This is a genomic window from Alteromonas sp. W12 (assembly GCF_001924945.1).
Classification (GTDB): domain Bacteria; phylum Pseudomonadota; class Gammaproteobacteria; order Enterobacterales; family Alteromonadaceae; genus Alteromonas; species Alteromonas macleodii.
The window spans coordinates 86091-102528 of sequence record NZ_LQXH01000001.1; the positions used below are offsets into that span (position 1 = coordinate 86091).

Below are 16438 nucleotides of genomic sequence, written 5' to 3' on the forward strand. Positions count from 1 at the left end.
ATGAAGCAAATCGAAAACGCCGAGATACTATCCTGATACGGAAATTTCTCGGCGTTTTAGTTTGTGCATCTGCAATAAAATACTGCCACGCATAATTACGCTGGTGCCGTTTAGGATAAGTAGCGGCCAGCTTTGGCTTAATGGCATTGTTAGGCCAAACAATAAAGTGCTAACGTCTTTTATCAATATATTGCGAAACAGCGCAAATGACAGCGACCCCACTTTTTGTCTGCGCTGCAGTACAAACCACTGGTGCAGTGAACCTTGAAATAAGATAACGGTAACGACCAGCATTAAGGTATTTGCGCCAAGCTGTGCAAGCGTTGGGAAAGGGCGAAAAGCAATGGAAAGTGTGCCACCAATGAGAGCTAGCAGAGCAACAGCGGCAACATAGCCTGAAATTGTAGTGCGCCTGTGTTGCCATATTTTCCAAATGATAATGAGCGTAAGTATGAGCGCGCCAAATCGTGTCCACACCAAGTAATGGTTGAAAGGCTCTACCGAAATGCCAAATAGGAAAATTGAGAAAAAGGCAAAATAGCTAGAGCCAAACTGGTTAAGTGACAGACTGTGGTTAGCATCGTCACTTTCGCTAGAAACGGGCACGCGAAAGCGCGTCATGGCCTTAATTTGTGACCATAATCCTAACCATGTCAGTAAAAACAGCGCGGCACTGGCAAAGCCTAGTATGTGGTAAAGCACCCAATTTGCTCCACGTTGAAAATGTTCTAGCTCGTGAATGCCCCAGTGTATCACAGGACTGGCACTGTTCTGGCATGTTCTGACATATGGCATGCAAACAATCACTATTAACAAAGCACTGCAGCAGGGGCTAAAGGTGTTATCGTTTTTTCGGTATCGATGACACCCAATATGTTTTCAAAACCGGTATTGAACTAGCAAGGAGGTTTATTTTGGCATTGCACTCAGTTTCTTCATCAACCCGCCAGTTAGCGGTAAGCGACAAAACCACAACGCTATTATTTGATCACGACGGTACCCTTATTGACTCAGAATCCGTACATTTTGACCTGTGGAAAGACATTTTGCTGGGGTACGATGTTGAATTAAGCGAGGATTTTTATTGTGAAGTGATGGCGGGTATTCCAGTAAAGCAAAATGCTGTCGATCTCGTCGAACATTTTAATATTGATGTAGCGCCGCAGCAGCTAGCAGAGCAAAAACACAAAAGCATTAGCGACTACTTAGATAAGCAAGCTTTTCCCTTAATGCCGTTTGCTAAAGAAACCATTGAACATTGTGCAAACAAAGGTTACACCATTGGCATTGTGACTGGGGGAAGTAAAAAGTCGGTGGAAAAAACCTTATCTCAGTATGGTTTAAGTGCTTATATTTCTTGCGTGGTTGCCGTGGAAGATGTCGAAAACAGCAAACCAGCACCTGATTGTTACGCGCTTGCAATGGACAAGCTAGGAAAAATACCCGGTGAATGTGTGGCAATTGAAGACACGCAAACCGGCATGACAGCGGCACTTGCTGCAAACCTAGCCTGCGTTGTGATACCCACGGATTTGTCGAAACATCATGACTTGTCTGGTGCCACAGTGCGGTATACAAGCTTGAAAGACTGGGTGGACTGCGAACTCGTTTTTTAGCGAATGCGGTGGTGGTTAATTGCCGACTTGTCGTGCCACTTGTCACTGGTGGCGCGAAAATAGATAACGTAGTATAACCAGCACGTTAGGGCGTAACTTTCTTTGTTTTACAGCAAAGAACGCCAGAGGCGCTAACTTATTTTTTATTCATTGTTATGACAGGTACAGCTGATTTCTCATGATTTTGCGTAGCGTAAAATGGCTTTTGATTACTCTTGCCATCATTGTTGTTCTGCTTGTAGTAAGCGTTGCTACGATTACGGTTATGGCTGTGCAAAAAGCGCCATTAGTCGCATCGACAGCGCCCACACAGCTAGATGGTGCTGATAGCGTTAATGAACTCCTCGGTCAGCTGCAACAGGCGTTTTCCCGCCGAGAAGAGGGGCATCAAGTTACGCTCACCGAAACCCAAGTCGAAAGCTTAGTGGGTGTGTTACAGCGTGCATTACCTGACTTTAAGGGCGTAGTGAATATCACGCCGTTGGCGGGAACCATTAACGTCACTTACGCTATCAACAATACGGGCTATTATGTAAATGCGTCAGCACTAGTACTGCCTGGAGATAGCTTGCGTATAGAGCAAGTCCAAGTTGGCGACTTAACCATTCCGGGTCGTTTTTTACTTGGGTTTTTAGAGCGTACGGTGAACTCTTATACGCAATCAGAAATAGCCACCATTGCGTTATCGCGGGTTGAACGTGTGACCATGAGAAGCGGTGAACTTACCCTTGATGTTGGGCGTTTAGATGAGCTGCTAAGCGAGTTAAACGTGGTGGCGTCGAACATGTCGGTAAGCGAACAGACCGAGCTTCAGCAGTTATCAGCGTACTATTTACGTTATTTGTCTGGTAGAGAAATAGCCTTATCAAGTAAACCGGTATCCCTTATTGAATACTTGCGCGAGGGGATGGCACGGGCGAGAGAGCAAAGCCAAACCCCTCAAGATGCAGTACTGCATAATAATGCGGTAATCCTCGCTTTAGCGGTTTACGTTGGGCATCATCGTGTTGGGACTCTAGTGGGCGACATACAGCCAGATTCCGAAAAAGCGTTAAAGCCTCGCAGAGGTGCTGTGCTGCACAAGCGCAACGATTTGGCTCGTCACTTTATTATTTCTGCTGCATTAGAGTTAATGGCAGAACAAGGTATGTCCCTAGCAATTGGTGAGTTTAAAGAGCTAATGGACAGGGGCAACGGTGGTTCGGGCTATAGCTTTGTAGACTTAGCGGCAGACATGTCGGGTACTGAGTTTGCAAAGGTCGCTACCCATCCAAATACAGCGATGGAAGTGCAAAACGCGATTGCGCGCATTCAAAGTGAACTTGAAATCATCCCGCCTATTGAAGGGCTGCCCGAAGGCTTAAGTAAGCAAGTATTTACCGAGCAGTATCAGCGGGTGGACAGTGAAGCCTATTTGAAAGAAGTGCAGGAAATTAAGCGGAGAATTGCCTTGCTACCGCTTTATCAAAAATAAGCGGTAAGGCGCGTGAGAGTTCGCCGTAAGCGAGAAGCTAATGTCAAAAAAAAGCCCGCAAATAAAGCGGGCTTTTCGTTTATAGATATATTTTAGCCCGCGCTAGCTTTTAGATAGGGATTGCTGAAATTGCGCAATGGTCACCAGTGCCAGCTCTATTTTTTTAACTAATGGCGCTAGGGCTTGTTTGGCCGCATCATCATCCAGTTCCTTTAGCGATTGCCAGTCATTTGCAATCTCTTGAACATATGGACCAAAGCGTTTTGCTGATGTGCTAAACCCACTGTCATCTGCGAAAACGGCTGCAAACTTCCCTTTTTGATCGCGCTGTAAACTATCTAGTATTTGGTCGGCATCAACAGCTTTGCGGTGCAGCGTTTGAAGTGTTTCTTGAAGTTGTTGATGGACAGCTTGCATCTCTTGGCTCTGTTGCATGGTCACGCCTTTTCTTTCTAATGTAATCCGGTGCACGCGTTAGCCGCACACTTAATGTTCATATATATTGCGCAGCTATCATTTATACTACGCCGAATGTATCACGGTAAATAATGATTAAAGTTTCGCCTTTCAAGGCCGATAACCTGAAGTCAGTTGTAAATTACGAAGTCTGCGGGTAATTGAGCCGCTTGCTATTTATGTAATGGACAACACGCCGTAAGGGTGGGCAATTCTGCCCATTTTTTTACTTTGCTACAAGCAACAAAGGAAAATGGTATGGATCTACAAGGTACTAGTACCTCTGGAACGTCCGGTGCGTCACTTGAGTTGGCCTCTCTTAAGTTGGCAAAAAGCCAGCAAGAGCAAGAGGGAAAAGCGTCGCTTCAGCTGCTGGAATCAGCCGCTGACGTACCAAAAACGTCATCTTCAAACCCCGCGTTAGGCGCCAACATTGATACCTACGCGTAAGTTACGGATGCAAATGTAAGTCGATAGGCGTTTTGCCGGGTTGACCGCCAATTTCTCTCACCAGTTTTGGCACCAAGAAGCCCGGCAGGCGCTTTATCGCTTCTTCCATAATTGCGCGGCCTTCATCATCACTCACATAAAAATGACTCGCACCCTGCACTTTATCTAACACGTGCAAGTAATAGGGCAGTACACCAGCCTCAAACAGCGTTTCACTTAAGTCACTTATGGCATCGCCGGAATCGTTTACGCCTTTTAGCAATACCGACTGATTGAGTAGGGTCACACCTCTCTCTCGTAGTGTGTTTAATCGGGATTTTAGCGTTTCTGACATCTCATTTGCGTGGTTTGCATGCAGCACTAATACTTTTTGAAGCGGCAATGCGGTAAACCATTCAACAAAGTCATGGCTAATTCGTTCTGGTAGCACTACCGGCAGACGGCTATGAATACGCAGGCGTTTTATATGGGGAATGGCGGCAATTTCGTTGGCTAACCACGACAAATGTTCATCTTTCGCCATCAGTGGGTCGCCACCTGAAAAAATCACCTCATTAATTTTGTTATTACTGCGAAGGTATTCAAGCACATCAAGCCATTGGTGCTTACTTACCGCATTGTCGGCGTAAGGAAAATGGCGGCGAAAACAGTAACGGCAGTTTACTGCACAGCCAGTGCGAACCATTAACAACACGCGAGAATCGTATTTGTGCAGTATGCCTTTGCCTGCGGTGTCGTGCTCGTCTAACGGATCTTCGCTATAACCGGGTGATGTTAGGAATTCATCGCTGAGCGGCATGACTTGCAAAAACAGCGGGTCGTTGGGATTTTCTTTTTCCATCAGATCCACAAAATGTCGTGGAACACGCATAGGAAAAAGACGACGTGCTTTAATGTGTTGTGCGTATTTTTCTTGGTCTAAACCTAAGTGTTGCAATAGCTTTGCAGGATCAGTAAAGCTACTTGCTAATTCTTTTTGCCAGTTATGCTCTACAGAAATCGGTTTTTTAGGTATTATTTGTTCCACGAAACTTTTTGTACCTTATGTTTAGACAGAGGAATTATGGCTAATTACAGCACTAACGAGTTCAAAGGCGGCCTGAAAATCATGCTGGACGGCGAACCTTGCAACATTCTAGAAAACGAATACGTAAAGCCGGGTAAGGGCCAAGCGTTTAACCGCGTAAAAATCCGCAAGCTTATTTCAGGTAAAGTTTTAGAAAAAACTTTCCGCTCAGGTGAATCAGTAGAAGGCGCTGACGTAATGGATACGGAACTTGCCTACTTGTACACCGACGGCGAATTCTACCACTTTATGAACAACGATACATTCGAACAAATCGCTGCAGATGAAAAAGCGGTAGGCGAGAATACCAAGTGGTTGGTAGAAAACGACGTTTGCACCATTACACTGTGGAACGGTTCACCTATCACAGTAACGCCGCCAAACTTCGTTGAGCTTGAAATCACTGAAACTGATCCTGGTCTTAAAGGTGATACAGCAGGTACTGGTGGTAAGCCAGCAACGCTTAGCACTGGTGCAGTTGTTCGCGTTCCTCTATTCGTTCAAACAGGCGAAGTTATCCGTGTAGATACGCGCTCTGGCGAATACGTGTCTCGCGCACAAAAATAATATCTGAGACATTCTGTATACGTGTAAAGCCGGTGCCTTAGTGTACCGGTTTTTTGTTTTAGCTATTCTTCTTAGGTTTGAATACATGCAATCTTGGCAGCCTACTACCACTCATGAAGCCCGTGTTGCGCGAGCAGAATTACTCAGAACAATCCGTGAGTTTTTTTACGCAAGAAACGTGTTAGAGGTCGATACGCCTTTACTTTCAAACGGTACGGTTACCGATGAGCATTTAGACGCGTTTGATACACAATTCAATTTTGCCTCATCCGGTAAGCCAACTACGCTGTATCTTCAAACTTCCCCTGAATATGCCATGAAGCGGTTACTGTGCGCTGACAGCGGTAGTATTTATCAAGTGTGTAAAGCGTTTCGCCATGAAGGTGAAGGGCGCTGGCACAACCCAGAGTTTACCATGCTAGAGTGGTACCGCTTAGGTTTTGATCATTTTGCGCTAATGGACGAGGTTGACGCCTTGCTGCAAGAAACCTTAAACACGGCTTCGGCCGATAAGATGACGTATCAGAAAGCTTTTCAAACCTATTTAAATATTGACCCGTTAAGTGCTGATAACGACGTTTTGTTAAAGGCAATGGAAGAGCAGAACATAGATATTCATGCGCCGCAAAATCTAAGTTATGACAGCAAGTTACAACTGTTATTCAGCTATGTAATCGAACCTAAAATCGGTAACGAAAAACCGTGCTTCATCTACGATTTCCCTGCTTCTCAGGCGGCGCTTGCCAAACTGAGCCCAGTTGATGAACGGGTTGCCGAGCGCTTTGAGGTGTATTACAAAGGCGCTGAACTTGCTAACGGTTTCCATGAGTTAAGTGCGGCAAAAGAGCAGCGTGAGCGCTTTGAAACCGATAACGAGAAACGCAAAGAAACGGGTTTACCTGCAAAGCCCATTGATGAAAACTTTCTAAGCGCGCTTGATGCAGGATTGCCACCGTGTGCGGGTGTGGCGCTGGGCATAGATCGTTTGCTTATGCTTAAAACCAATGCAAAACACATTCAAGAAGTGATCAACTTCACGGTAAGCAGAGCTTAGAGACTTTTAATGGGGCAGAAAAGCGAAGGCTTTGCACCTAAATAGTTACAAAACATTAAATTAGCGTAGATAAGGGGTAACTTACATTGGCCTGCGGTTGACATGAGCACGGCAATGCTGAAAAATGTTATAACATCACTAGATAATGTTATAACATCCTCAGAGGAATACCCATGAAAATGCGTTCGCTGCTAAGTTTGTCCATAGCAGGGCTGTTAAGTGCGCCTGTGTATGCCACCACAGTAACGGGAAAAGTCACCGACACGGCAGGGCAACCTGTTGCAGGGGCTGAAGTAAAGATTGAAGGCAGCCGCCGTGTAGCATACACCGATGCAAATGGTATTTACCGTTTTGACGATGTAAAGCAGCCACATATTCATTTACATGTTTATTCTTCTAACTACATTCATGGTGATAACGACTTAGGCGACGTAAATACGGATCAAAATGTAGACTTCGTTTTAAAGCCTGCATCCGTCGAAAATATCGTGGTTACCGCCAATGCGCTTCAATCATCAGTACTGGAATCTGTTACGCCAGTGACCGTAATTGGTGCTGAAAAATTACGTAAAATAGAAGCACCAACCTTAGGGGAAACCCTAAAAAACGCGCCTGGTGTGCACAGCACTTATTTTGGCCCGGTTTCAAGCAGCCCAGTTATTCGCGGTAACGATGGCCCGCGTGTCAAGATTGTTCAAAACGGTTTGGATGTATCTGATGTATCTCGAGTAGGTCCAGATCACAATGTCGCTACCACACTCTCAAGTGCAACGCAGGTGGAAGTACTTCGCGGTCCTGCGACGCTTCAATACGGCAGTGGCGCTATTGGTGGTGTGGTTAACGTAGTTGACAAACGTATTCCTCAGTATCAGTTAGACGGCGTAGAAGGCGAAGCTGAAACTAGCTACAGCACAGTGAATAACGGCTCGTATACCCGTGCAGATGTAACGGGTGGCAGTGGCAATATTGTATGGCATGTCGACGGGTTTTATCGCGATACAGACAACGCGGATATTCCGGGCTTTGCGTCTATCGAACCCGATGAAGATGAACCAAACGGTGTCCTAGAAAGCAGCGCAATGGAGACGCGTAACGTCGTTGCAGGTTTATCTTACGTGGCCGAAGAAGGCTACTTCGGTTTTGCTGTTGAACAACTCGACAATAAATATGGCGTACCTGGCCATAGTCATGCTCATGGTGAGGAAGAGCACGATGAAGAGCATGAGGGCGAAGACCACGATCTTGAAGAACATGATCATGAAGAACACGCTGAAGAAGGCGTGTTACTTGATGTAGATATGACCCGTTATCAAGCAGCCGGTGAGTGGCACTCTCCAGTACGTGGACTTACAAACCTTAAGTTTGCCGCAGCCTACACCGATTACGAACATGCTGAAATTGAAGACGGTGAACCAGGTACTGTATTTACTAATGAGTCGAGCGATATCCGTCTTTCTGCTTACCACGAAGAAGTGAACGGCTGGCACGGCGTATTCGGGCTACAGTTTAATCATAGCGATTACAATGCCGTAGGCGAAGAAGCCTTTACCCCCGCTAATACCACATCGAGCTACGCACTTTATGTTATAGAACAAAAGAAAGTAGGTGATGTAACCTTTGAGCTTGGTGGCCGACTAGAGCGAACGACTTTGGATGCTGACGCAAGCGAAGTAGAACTTGACGTTTTACATGAAGAACATGATGAGCATGAAGGTGAGGAGCACGAAGGCGAAGAGCACGATGAAGAGCATGAGGGTGAAGAACATGAAGAGCACGTTGTTGCTTTCAACTTCCCTGATTATGACTTCACCAGCCTGTCGCTTTCAGCGGGCGCTAACTGGGAATACCAGGAAGGTCACTCTATTGCAGTGACTTTATCACGCAGCGAACGCGCGCCTAGCCAGCAAGAACTCTTTTCTGCAGGCCAGCACTTAGCAACCCAAAGCTACGAAGTAGGTCTAGTATTTGATATGGACGAGGAAGGCCATATTGAAGAAGACTTAAGAAGTGTTAACGAGGAAGTTAGCACCAACTTGGATATTACTTTCCGTAAGTTTACTGGAAGCTGGGGCTACAGTGCGTCGTTCTTCTACAATCAGGCAGATGACTATATCTTCCAAACAAGCACAGGCTTAATTGCGCTCAGCGAGCACGAAGAACACGATGAGCACGAAGAGGAAGGATTAGAAAGCGAGCACGAAGAACATGGACATGATGAACACGGCGATGAAGAAGGCTTGCCTATCTATTACTTCCAACAAGCTGACGCTGACATTTGGGGCTTCGAAGCAGAAACTTACGTTGATTTATCAGACACGCTACGCTTAACCGTATTTGGTGACTATATCCGCGCAGAAATAGAAGACGACAACCTTCCGCGCACGCCGCCTATGCGCTTTGGTAGTGAATTAAGCTACGTGAACGATGGTTTAAGTGCTGACGTGGGCTTTACGTGGTACGACGACCAAAATGAAGTTGCGTCATTTGAGACTGCAACCGACGGCTACACCTTGGTTAACGCAAGCGTGCAATATGAGTTTGGCACGCAGGGCATTGACTGGGTAGTGTTTGCGCGCGGTGAAAACCTAACTGACGAGGAAGCCCGTGTTCATACATCTTTCTTAAAAGACCAAGCACCGCTTCCAGGTAGAAACTTTACTATGGGTGTGAGAGCGTTGTTTTAATTAAACAACTCCACTGCGGTATACAAGGCGATGTATTGGGGCTCTCAGTACATCGCCTTTTTTTATACTAGGGGAAAGTGGTCAGTACGATTTTTTTCAGTTGAATAAACTGCAAAGATAAACATGCTTAAGATGGTAAACGTCGAGCGGTTGTGAAGTAGAGGTGAAAATGAATGACATAGCGAATTGGTTAAGTACGCAAACCGAAAAACACATGGTGTTAGGTTATGGAAGCTTACTTAGCAAAGACAGCCGAGAGCGCTACTCCAACATTTTTACACCAGGGATCCCTGTGACGGTTTCTGGATTCGAAAGGGCATGGGTGACGCGAAGTCTTCATGAAAAGCAGACTTACGTTGGCGCCGTGGCCAATGCGCATAGCAAATTAAACGCCCAGCTTATCCCAACACAAATTAACCCTGCCTTACAGGAGAGAGAAAAAGACTATCGGTTTGTCGAAGTAAGCGCTAAAGCACTCAACTTTCATCAACACAAGGGTTCTGCGTCTCTAGACGATGTGCTTGCACAATTTACCTTTTGGATTTGCGAAACACTCGACTGTACACAGGCAAATGACGCCTATCCCGTACATCAAACGTACGTAGATACATGCTTGAGTGGATGCTTAGAGCACGGTGGTATAGAGGAAGCCGAGCGATTTATCGTCCATACATCGTTGTGGGAGCACCCAAGAGTAAACGACAGAGCGAACCCGAAGTACCCCCGCGCGGCAGTGGTCAACCCAGACCACTTTGAGCACATAGACAGGCTTCTATCAAAGAGATAGTGTTTGCCTTAGGTCTTACTTCTAGTTATACATTCAAATGTAGAGGTACAAAAGCGAGTACTACATGCGCGTCATAAAAACTTTGCTAAAAGGATTAGTGTGAACACAAACACCGCTATTTTTACAAACGATAAAATAACGCTACGGCCGCTTACTTTTGATGATAAACACTGGGTACTTGCGCTGCAGCAGGACCCGCTATGGCTTAGATACATTGGAAGTAAAAATGTCCATACAGTAGACGATGCGTGTGACTACATTGGCAAAACAAATGCGCAGCGCGAAGAGTGGGGATATGGCCTGCTGGCTGTCGAATTAACCGAAACCAAACAACCGTTAGGGGTTTGTGGTCTCTTCAATCGTTTTGCATTTGAATGTCCAGATTTAGGCTTTGCCATGCTGCCTGAAGCAAGAGGCAAGGGTATATGTTATGAGGCATGTCAGTGTGTTATAGCGTGGTCTGCCTCTAAGGGCTATCGTTTTTTAACAGCCATGACGCACCCAGAAAATATGGCGTCGCAGAAGCTTTTACAGCGCTTAGGATTTAACAAGCAGGGCTTTTACTTCGACAAAACGTTCCCAAAGCAGCATTTGTTCAGGTTGGAATTACAGCCATAAAGCATTGCTCTTTATGGCTGTTTGTATCTGTTAATCGCTACAAGGGCGGTAACACGGTCATCTTTTTAATAATGATCGGCTCAATGGGTACGTTATTCGCGTTAAGGCGAATCGAATATTCAGTTTCTACTTCCGACATGGCATCAACAATATCTTCGCCTTCAACAATTACGCCAAAAACCGCGTAGCCCCAGTCTCTTCCGGGGTTTAAGCTGCTGTTGTCATTCACGTTGAAGAAAAATTGTCGGTTTGCGGTATGCGGGTCACCTTGTCTTGCCATTGCAATGGTGTGCAGGTCGTTAGTCAAACCGTTACCAGACTCATTGAAGATATCTGGAAAGTTCGACTTGCCGTTGAAGTCTGCCGTATAACCACCACCTTGCACAACAAAACCAGGCACGATGCGGTGAAAAATGGTGTCTTCGTAGGCGCGCTTATCAACATAACGAAGAAAGTTATTTACGGTAATTGGCGCACGTCTTCTGTCCAGTTCAACCACAATATCGCCCATGGTGGTTTCTATTTTCACCCGAGGGTAATAGTTATCTGGCTGAACCTGAGACCCATCGTCTTTCTTGGCCATAACGGGTGAACTGCTGCCTATTAGCATGATGGCGGTCAGCAGTGATAAAAGTATTTTCTTCATAAAAATGCCTTTAAATGTTTTCCTTAATTCGCGCATGTTTTTTGATCGCTTATCTTTTTGCAGTGCCTAAGATAACGAACTTTTTGTCACTCGCAAGTACCTTGGCGCCACCAAACAACTTTTTAAGTTTAATGTGATAGTCGAGGTGTCGGTTACCAACCACCACTAAGTGACCGCTTTTAATAAGTACGTCCCGGGAATCAGTGAACATTTGCCATGCAATATGGTCAGTGATTGCGTTTTGTTGATGAAACGGTGGGTTACACAGAATTTTGGTAACAGCAGGTTTATTCTCTCTATTGATTAATGTTTCAAGGCAATTACTTGCAACAAACTCACATTGATCAATTTTATCCGGGAAGTTGTTGAGCACATTGAGTCTGGCACTTTCTAACGCCATATAGGACTCATCCACAAATATTACTTTGGCATCAGGGGCAAGAGAAAGGGCATTAACCCCCAGTACTCCGTTGCCGCAGCCTAAATCTACCACCACATCATTAGCGCTCACCGTCATATGTTCAAGCATAATGCGAGCGCCTATATCTAATGACTGTCGGGAAAACGTATTCGCCAGATTGTCTATAGTTAACGCCGTTCCCATCGTACTTTTACACTGCCAGCGCGTCGGATAGGGCGAGTCAGATAGTTTTATTGACTCACGAGGCGAAGCGAACACAAGCCGCGATTTCTTCTTGGCAAGGGACGTGGTGGTGGGGCCAATATATCGTTCAAATAGGTTGAGTACGGATTTTGTGATGGTCTTCACTTTACCGGTTGCGATAACACGCGTGTCAGGTGTTATATATTTTTGTAAATCAATAAGCTGCTGTTCAAGAAGTGCAAGGGCGCGGGGGACCTTCAGCACAACAAGACTCGGCGCCTTTTCTGGCTTAAACGTTAAGCTTTGCACGCTAGTCAAGGTTTTCAGCGGCGCGGTTAGCAGGCCGTTTTTATTGCTCGTTTCTGCATTACCCAGTAAATGATTGGCTTTTAAATTCACAGAGAGTGATCGCAAAGATATGTAGGAGTCAGATACCCAGTAAGGTGCTAAGTGCGAAAACCAACAACCTAACGCGCCGAAATCGTCGTTAAAAATCATCATTGAGCCATCATTGTCACAACTGCCAATTGAAAGCGACGCTTCACTTAATAAGCTCTCAATGTGCTCAATAACGAGTTCATCAGCGCTATCCCATGCTTGAAGGCTTATGTGCTGGTGCTTTTCAGGGTAGCGAATAAGCGAGAATTGTCGGTCGGCAAAAATAAATTCTGTATTCATTGGAGTCTGTTTTCAGAGAAGGCTCAAAGCACTCACATACTTTTGGGAATGCCTATTTGGTTTATGTACGCGTTGCCTATCTTATCATATCAGCCACGCGGCTCTAACCAATAACGTGTTATTCTTATGCCGTGCAATGTTGATGGTGACAATGTAATGGTGGAAGAATCACTTTTATAGCTCGCAGAAAAATCCACATTAGCAATGCATGCGTAATTAAGGTGTAATTGGGGGAGCTTCAAAGGTGTGTTTAAGCACTTTTGAGATCAAGTGCCCATAGCCAAAATTAAAAATCACCGGAAATATCATAGTTACGCATGCAGTTTTCTCTTTTCGAGACCCCAGAAAACAATAGCTCATCTCATAAGCTCCCGCTGTCAGAGGGCGATGTCACTTATTTTCCTCAGGCGCTATCAAAAAATGATGCAGATACTTTTTTTGAGTTACTGAAGGCCGAGTTACCCTGGCGTCAGGACTCGATCAGATTGTTTGGCAAGCCGGTAAAAATTCCCCGCCTTCAGAGCTGGCACGGCGATGACGATTGCACCTATACCTATTCGAATTTAACCATGTCGCCAAATCCGTGGACGAACAGCCTTTTAAGTATTAAAGATTGTTGTGAAGCGCTATGTGCTCCAACCCAAAACACAAAGTTCAACAGTGTGTTAGCGAATTGGTATCGTGACGGACAAGATAGCATGAGCTTTCATTCAGATGATGAGCCTGAGTTGGGTATAAACCCGGTTATTGCATCCGTCACCTTAGGTGAAGCAAGGCCCTTTGTTTTTAAGCACAAAGAAACCAAGGAAAAGTATACTCAGGTGCTTGAGCACGGCAGTGTATTAATTATGGCAGGAACAACACAAAGTCATTATGTGCACGGTATTGCGAAGACGGCTAAGCCTATCGGTGGTAGAATTAATCTTACATTCCGACATCTTATTCACAGAACAAGGTAAGCCAAATGCAAGTAAAAGCGTTTCTGGAAACTACGATTGAAGCTGCACTTAACCCGAGTTTTCTCGAGGTTGTAGATGAGAGTTTTATGCACAATGTTCCAGAGGGGGCTCAAAGTCATTTCAAAGTAACGGTAGTGAGCGATGCTTTTGAGGGCAAGCGCTTAATAGCGAGACACAGAGAAATTAACGGTCTTGCGGCTGAAGCGCTGCAGGGGCCTGTTCATGCGTTGGCACTTCACACGTATACGCCTACAGAGTGGGAAGCTCGAGGTGGGCAATCTATGGTATCGCCAAACTGCCTAGGTGGTAGCAAGCACGACCAATAACGCTCTTTTTGTACTAAATGGAAGTAGATTTATGACAAGCAGTGAAACGAAAAACAGCGGCGCGCTAGCCTCTTACTTAGACATCATTAAAACACCCTCTATTCAGGTGTTACTACTTGGCACCGGTTTTTTGCTTATGATGTTGTTTGTCTACATGGGCGTGCTGACTACGTTTGACAATGCTTTATTCAATGTAATTAGCGAAGCAGGCAATGTGTCGGGTTGGAAAGAAGACGCGCTTCGCGATATCACCGCGTTAGGCAGTAATACGGCACTTATCTTTGTCACGATTTCAGTTGCCGGAGCCTTGGCGATGGCCGGTGAAAAGAAAAAGGCACTGACTTTTTTGATTGCTGTTGCCGTGGGGATCGCAACGACTTTCTTACTCAAAGCTGGCATCGACAGGCCTCGTCCTCCGCTGCCCATGCAGGATGTAAGTGTGTATACACAAAGCTTCCCTTCTGCACATGCTACCTTATCTACGCTTGTTTATTTCTATATCGCCTATTTGTTAACGTACTTCACGCAAAACGCTTCAGTAAAAGTGTGGATCTACATGGCAGCCACCTTTCTTGTATTTTGTATTGGCTTAAGCCGCATTTTATTGGGCGTGCATTGGCCTAGCGACATTATTGCAGGGTGGTTTGCTGGTGGCAGTATGGCTGCCTTTTGCTTTTATATCATCAAGTGGAAACGCAAACTGCGTATAAAAGACGAAGGTTAAACGTGCAAGATCTCAAACGGCTAGGCGACATTATTAAGCGGGATCCTTTTCGCATGCGTTGCCTTCGCGCTTTGAGAGCGCTCGATTTACCGCAAGGGTACATTGGTGCTGGATTTGTTCGAAATGCCATATGGGATGAGTTACACGCAAGAGCGACACCAACTCCGCTTAACGATATTGATGTAATTTACTTTAGTGGTGAAATTAATCCGCCGCAAAGTGTTGCGAGTGCCGATAATACATTGGAATCAGTACCTCAACCGCAAGCTTACTCATCAAATTCTGCAGCCGTCAAACTAGGACTAAAAGCACAAGAACAAGCCATAGAACGCGAGCTAGCGCGTATGGTTCCTCAAGCTAATTGGCAAGTTAAAAACCAAGCGCGTATGCACGTAGCTCACGAGCACGCTCCCTATCAAAATTGCCACGACGCTATTTCTTATTGGATAGAACGAGAAACCTGTGTTGCGGTTCGTCTTTTAGCCAATGATGATTTAGACATACTCGCGCCATTTGGTTTGGAAGCAAACTTCGCCGGCACCATAAGTATTAACCCAAAATATCCAAGGCCCGAAGTTTTTAAACAGCGACTAGCTTCTAAGAATTGGCTTACTGTTTGGCCTTTGTTGAAAGTTCATAAATAACTGGAAAGCAGTACATATTTGTACGAATTGGCACGCAATGTTTCAGACTATACTTTGATTAATCAAAGCCATAATAAACTTTCTTCTGCACAACAATACATTGTTCATTTCTGCATTCATACTATCAGTAAAGCATTACGAATTAGCCAATTTATCCCGGCATTTCCTCTGCACCTATCGTCGAAAAAATTACGAAAGAACGTAGTTACAGTAAACGCGGCACACGTGTGTTGCATAAAAAACTTGCATTCATGTAACCTTTGGGTATCATTGATACCTAAGGGTTACATATGATCCGTTTAGGTATCATATGTGACATTAGAACGCAGTGAGCTTTAATCGGCATCAATGCGCCGTTAATAATAGGGAATTTAAAAATGGCAACATCAATTTTGGTACCACCAGAGACGGAACAAGAGTATTTAACAATCACGGGTAAAGTCAGTCTCGCCTTAGCTTTATTTGTGCTATTCCAAGTTGCATTAGCTGTAATTGGCAATACAGACTCAGTTATTCACTGGGCATTAGAGGTAGCTTCATTAGCAAGTGCCATTTACTGCGTAGCATTAGGTATTAAATCAACGAAGTTTGCCAAAAATATATCCCGGTTGGGTTTTTGGACACTAACATTTGACGATGAATATGTGGACTACGTCAGCTCATTTAGCTTGCGCATTACCTGTCATATACTGATTTTCGGCACACTGATTCTCGCTTTTTGGGGGGACAGTAGGTGGTTTGTAGAAGTAATTGCTCCCTTTGAGATTACCAATGCTCTTCAAGTCTTACTTGGTGTAGCCGCGGCTGCTCATGGAACGTCCATTTTGTGGAAGTTGCGCGAGGAAGAGCTAGATGAATGAAGATTTAGATAACCACATTCACAAGCTCCGATTGCAACATAAAATCTCTCAGCAAGAGTTAGCTGATGCGATAGGTGTTTCCAGAAAAACCATAAGTACCGTGGAAACCGGACGTTTCACACCATCGGTAGTTATTGCTCTAAAAATTGCCGAATATTTTGCTATTCCAGTTGAGCAAGTATTCGCACTTAAATAAATCGATACATTGGAAATATTCTGTAGTGG

General features: G+C 45.0%; 19 protein-coding genes. 14 read left to right on the top strand and 5 right to left on the bottom strand.

Annotated elements, in window-relative coordinates; genetic code table 11:
- Positions 1-27: 27 nt before the first annotated feature.
- Positions 28-702: a hypothetical protein gene (locus tag AWH61_RS00355; protein ID WP_075176626.1), complete on the bottom strand. Its 675-nt coding sequence runs from the start codon at positions 700-702 to the stop codon at positions 28-30.
- Positions 703-914: 212 nt separating this feature from the next.
- Here AWH61_RS00355 and AWH61_RS00360 point away from each other — a divergent pair, with 212 nt between their 5' ends.
- The gene (locus AWH61_RS00360) at positions 915-1616 is read left to right on the top strand and encodes an HAD family hydrolase (RefSeq protein ID WP_075175947.1); all 702 of its coding nucleotides are present in this window, start codon (positions 915-917) and stop codon (positions 1614-1616) included.
- A gap of 178 nt (positions 1617-1794) precedes the next feature.
- Positions 1795-3090: a YfiM family lipoprotein gene (locus tag AWH61_RS00365; RefSeq protein ID WP_075175948.1), complete on the top strand. Its 1296-nt coding sequence runs from the start codon at positions 1795-1797 to the stop codon at positions 3088-3090.
- Between the two features lie 102 nt (positions 3091-3192).
- Here the strand turns inward: AWH61_RS00365 and AWH61_RS00370 are convergent, their stop codons facing one another.
- On the bottom strand, positions 3193-3525 hold the full coding sequence (locus AWH61_RS00370) for a hypothetical protein (protein WP_014975645.1): 333 nt from the start codon (positions 3523-3525) through the stop codon (positions 3193-3195).
- Positions 3526-3804: 279 nt separating this feature from the next.
- Here AWH61_RS00370 and AWH61_RS00375 point away from each other — a divergent pair, with 279 nt between their 5' ends.
- Positions 3805-3996: a hypothetical protein gene (locus tag AWH61_RS00375; protein ID WP_075175949.1), complete on the top strand. Its 192-nt coding sequence runs from the start codon at positions 3805-3807 to the stop codon at positions 3994-3996.
- A 1-nt stretch (position 3997) separates the two neighbouring features.
- Here AWH61_RS00375 and epmB read toward each other — a convergent pair whose 3' ends face one another.
- On the bottom strand, positions 3998-5023 hold the full coding sequence (gene epmB / locus AWH61_RS00380) for an EF-P beta-lysylation protein EpmB (RefSeq protein ID WP_075175950.1): 1026 nt from the start codon (positions 5021-5023) through the stop codon (positions 3998-4000).
- A 36-nt stretch (positions 5024-5059) separates the two neighbouring features.
- On the opposite strand from epmB, the gene efp reads away from it, so the two are divergent.
- From efp to AWH61_RS00405, 5 genes are all read left to right on the top strand, one after another.
- Complete coding sequence (gene efp, locus AWH61_RS00385; protein WP_014948217.1) at positions 5060-5629, top strand: elongation factor P; 570 nt, start codon at positions 5060-5062, stop codon at positions 5627-5629.
- Positions 5630-5693: 64 nt separating this feature from the next.
- On the top strand, positions 5694-6683 hold the full coding sequence (epmA, locus tag AWH61_RS00390) for an elongation factor P--(R)-beta-lysine ligase (protein WP_283932287.1): 990 nt from the start codon (positions 5694-5696) through the stop codon (positions 6681-6683).
- Between the two features lie 173 nt (positions 6684-6856).
- Entirely contained in the window at positions 6857-9367 is a 2511-nt protein-coding gene (locus AWH61_RS00395; protein WP_075175952.1) for a TonB-dependent receptor, read from the top strand.
- 169 nt (positions 9368-9536) lie between these two features.
- The gene (locus AWH61_RS00400) at positions 9537-10154 is read left to right on the top strand and encodes a gamma-glutamylcyclotransferase (RefSeq protein ID WP_075175953.1); all 618 of its coding nucleotides are present in this window, start codon (positions 9537-9539) and stop codon (positions 10152-10154) included.
- 99 nt (positions 10155-10253) lie between these two features.
- Positions 10254-10772 (top strand): GNAT family N-acetyltransferase, encoded by a 519-nt coding sequence (locus tag AWH61_RS00405; RefSeq protein WP_075175954.1) that lies wholly within the window; start codon positions 10254-10256, stop codon positions 10770-10772.
- 37 nt (positions 10773-10809) lie between these two features.
- On the opposite strand, the gene AWH61_RS00410 is transcribed toward AWH61_RS00405, so the two are convergent.
- A complete protein-coding gene (locus AWH61_RS00410; RefSeq protein WP_014975652.1) occupies positions 10810-11418 on the bottom strand; it encodes a peptidylprolyl isomerase in 609 nt (202 codons plus the stop codon).
- Positions 11419-11467: 49 nt separating this feature from the next.
- Entirely contained in the window at positions 11468-12700 is a 1233-nt protein-coding gene (locus tag AWH61_RS00415; RefSeq protein WP_075175955.1) for a methyltransferase, read from the bottom strand.
- A 317-nt stretch (positions 12701-13017) separates the two neighbouring features.
- Here AWH61_RS00415 and AWH61_RS00420 point away from each other — a divergent pair, with 317 nt between their 5' ends.
- From AWH61_RS00420 to AWH61_RS00445, 6 genes are all read left to right on the top strand, one after another.
- The gene (locus AWH61_RS00420; protein WP_075175956.1) at positions 13018-13659 is read left to right on the top strand and encodes an alpha-ketoglutarate-dependent dioxygenase AlkB family protein; all 642 of its coding nucleotides are present in this window, start codon (positions 13018-13020) and stop codon (positions 13657-13659) included.
- Positions 13660-13664: 5 nt separating this feature from the next.
- Positions 13665-13985 (top strand): BolA family protein, encoded by a 321-nt coding sequence (locus AWH61_RS00425; RefSeq protein WP_014948226.1) that lies wholly within the window; start codon positions 13665-13667, stop codon positions 13983-13985.
- A gap of 31 nt (positions 13986-14016) precedes the next feature.
- On the top strand, positions 14017-14709 hold the full coding sequence (locus AWH61_RS00430; protein ID WP_014975656.1) for a phosphatase PAP2 family protein: 693 nt from the start codon (positions 14017-14019) through the stop codon (positions 14707-14709).
- A 2-nt stretch (positions 14710-14711) separates the two neighbouring features.
- Positions 14712-15353 (top strand): nucleotidyltransferase family protein, encoded by a 642-nt coding sequence (locus tag AWH61_RS00435; RefSeq protein WP_075175957.1) that lies wholly within the window; start codon positions 14712-14714, stop codon positions 15351-15353.
- Between the two features lie 377 nt (positions 15354-15730).
- A complete protein-coding gene (locus AWH61_RS00440; protein WP_014948229.1) occupies positions 15731-16213 on the top strand; it encodes a hypothetical protein in 483 nt (160 codons plus the stop codon).
- Complete coding sequence (locus AWH61_RS00445; protein ID WP_014948230.1) at positions 16206-16409, top strand: helix-turn-helix transcriptional regulator; 204 nt, start codon at positions 16206-16208, stop codon at positions 16407-16409. The genes AWH61_RS00440 and AWH61_RS00445 overlap by 8 nt, the downstream gene beginning before the upstream one ends.
- The last annotated feature ends 29 nt before the right edge of the window (positions 16410-16438 follow it).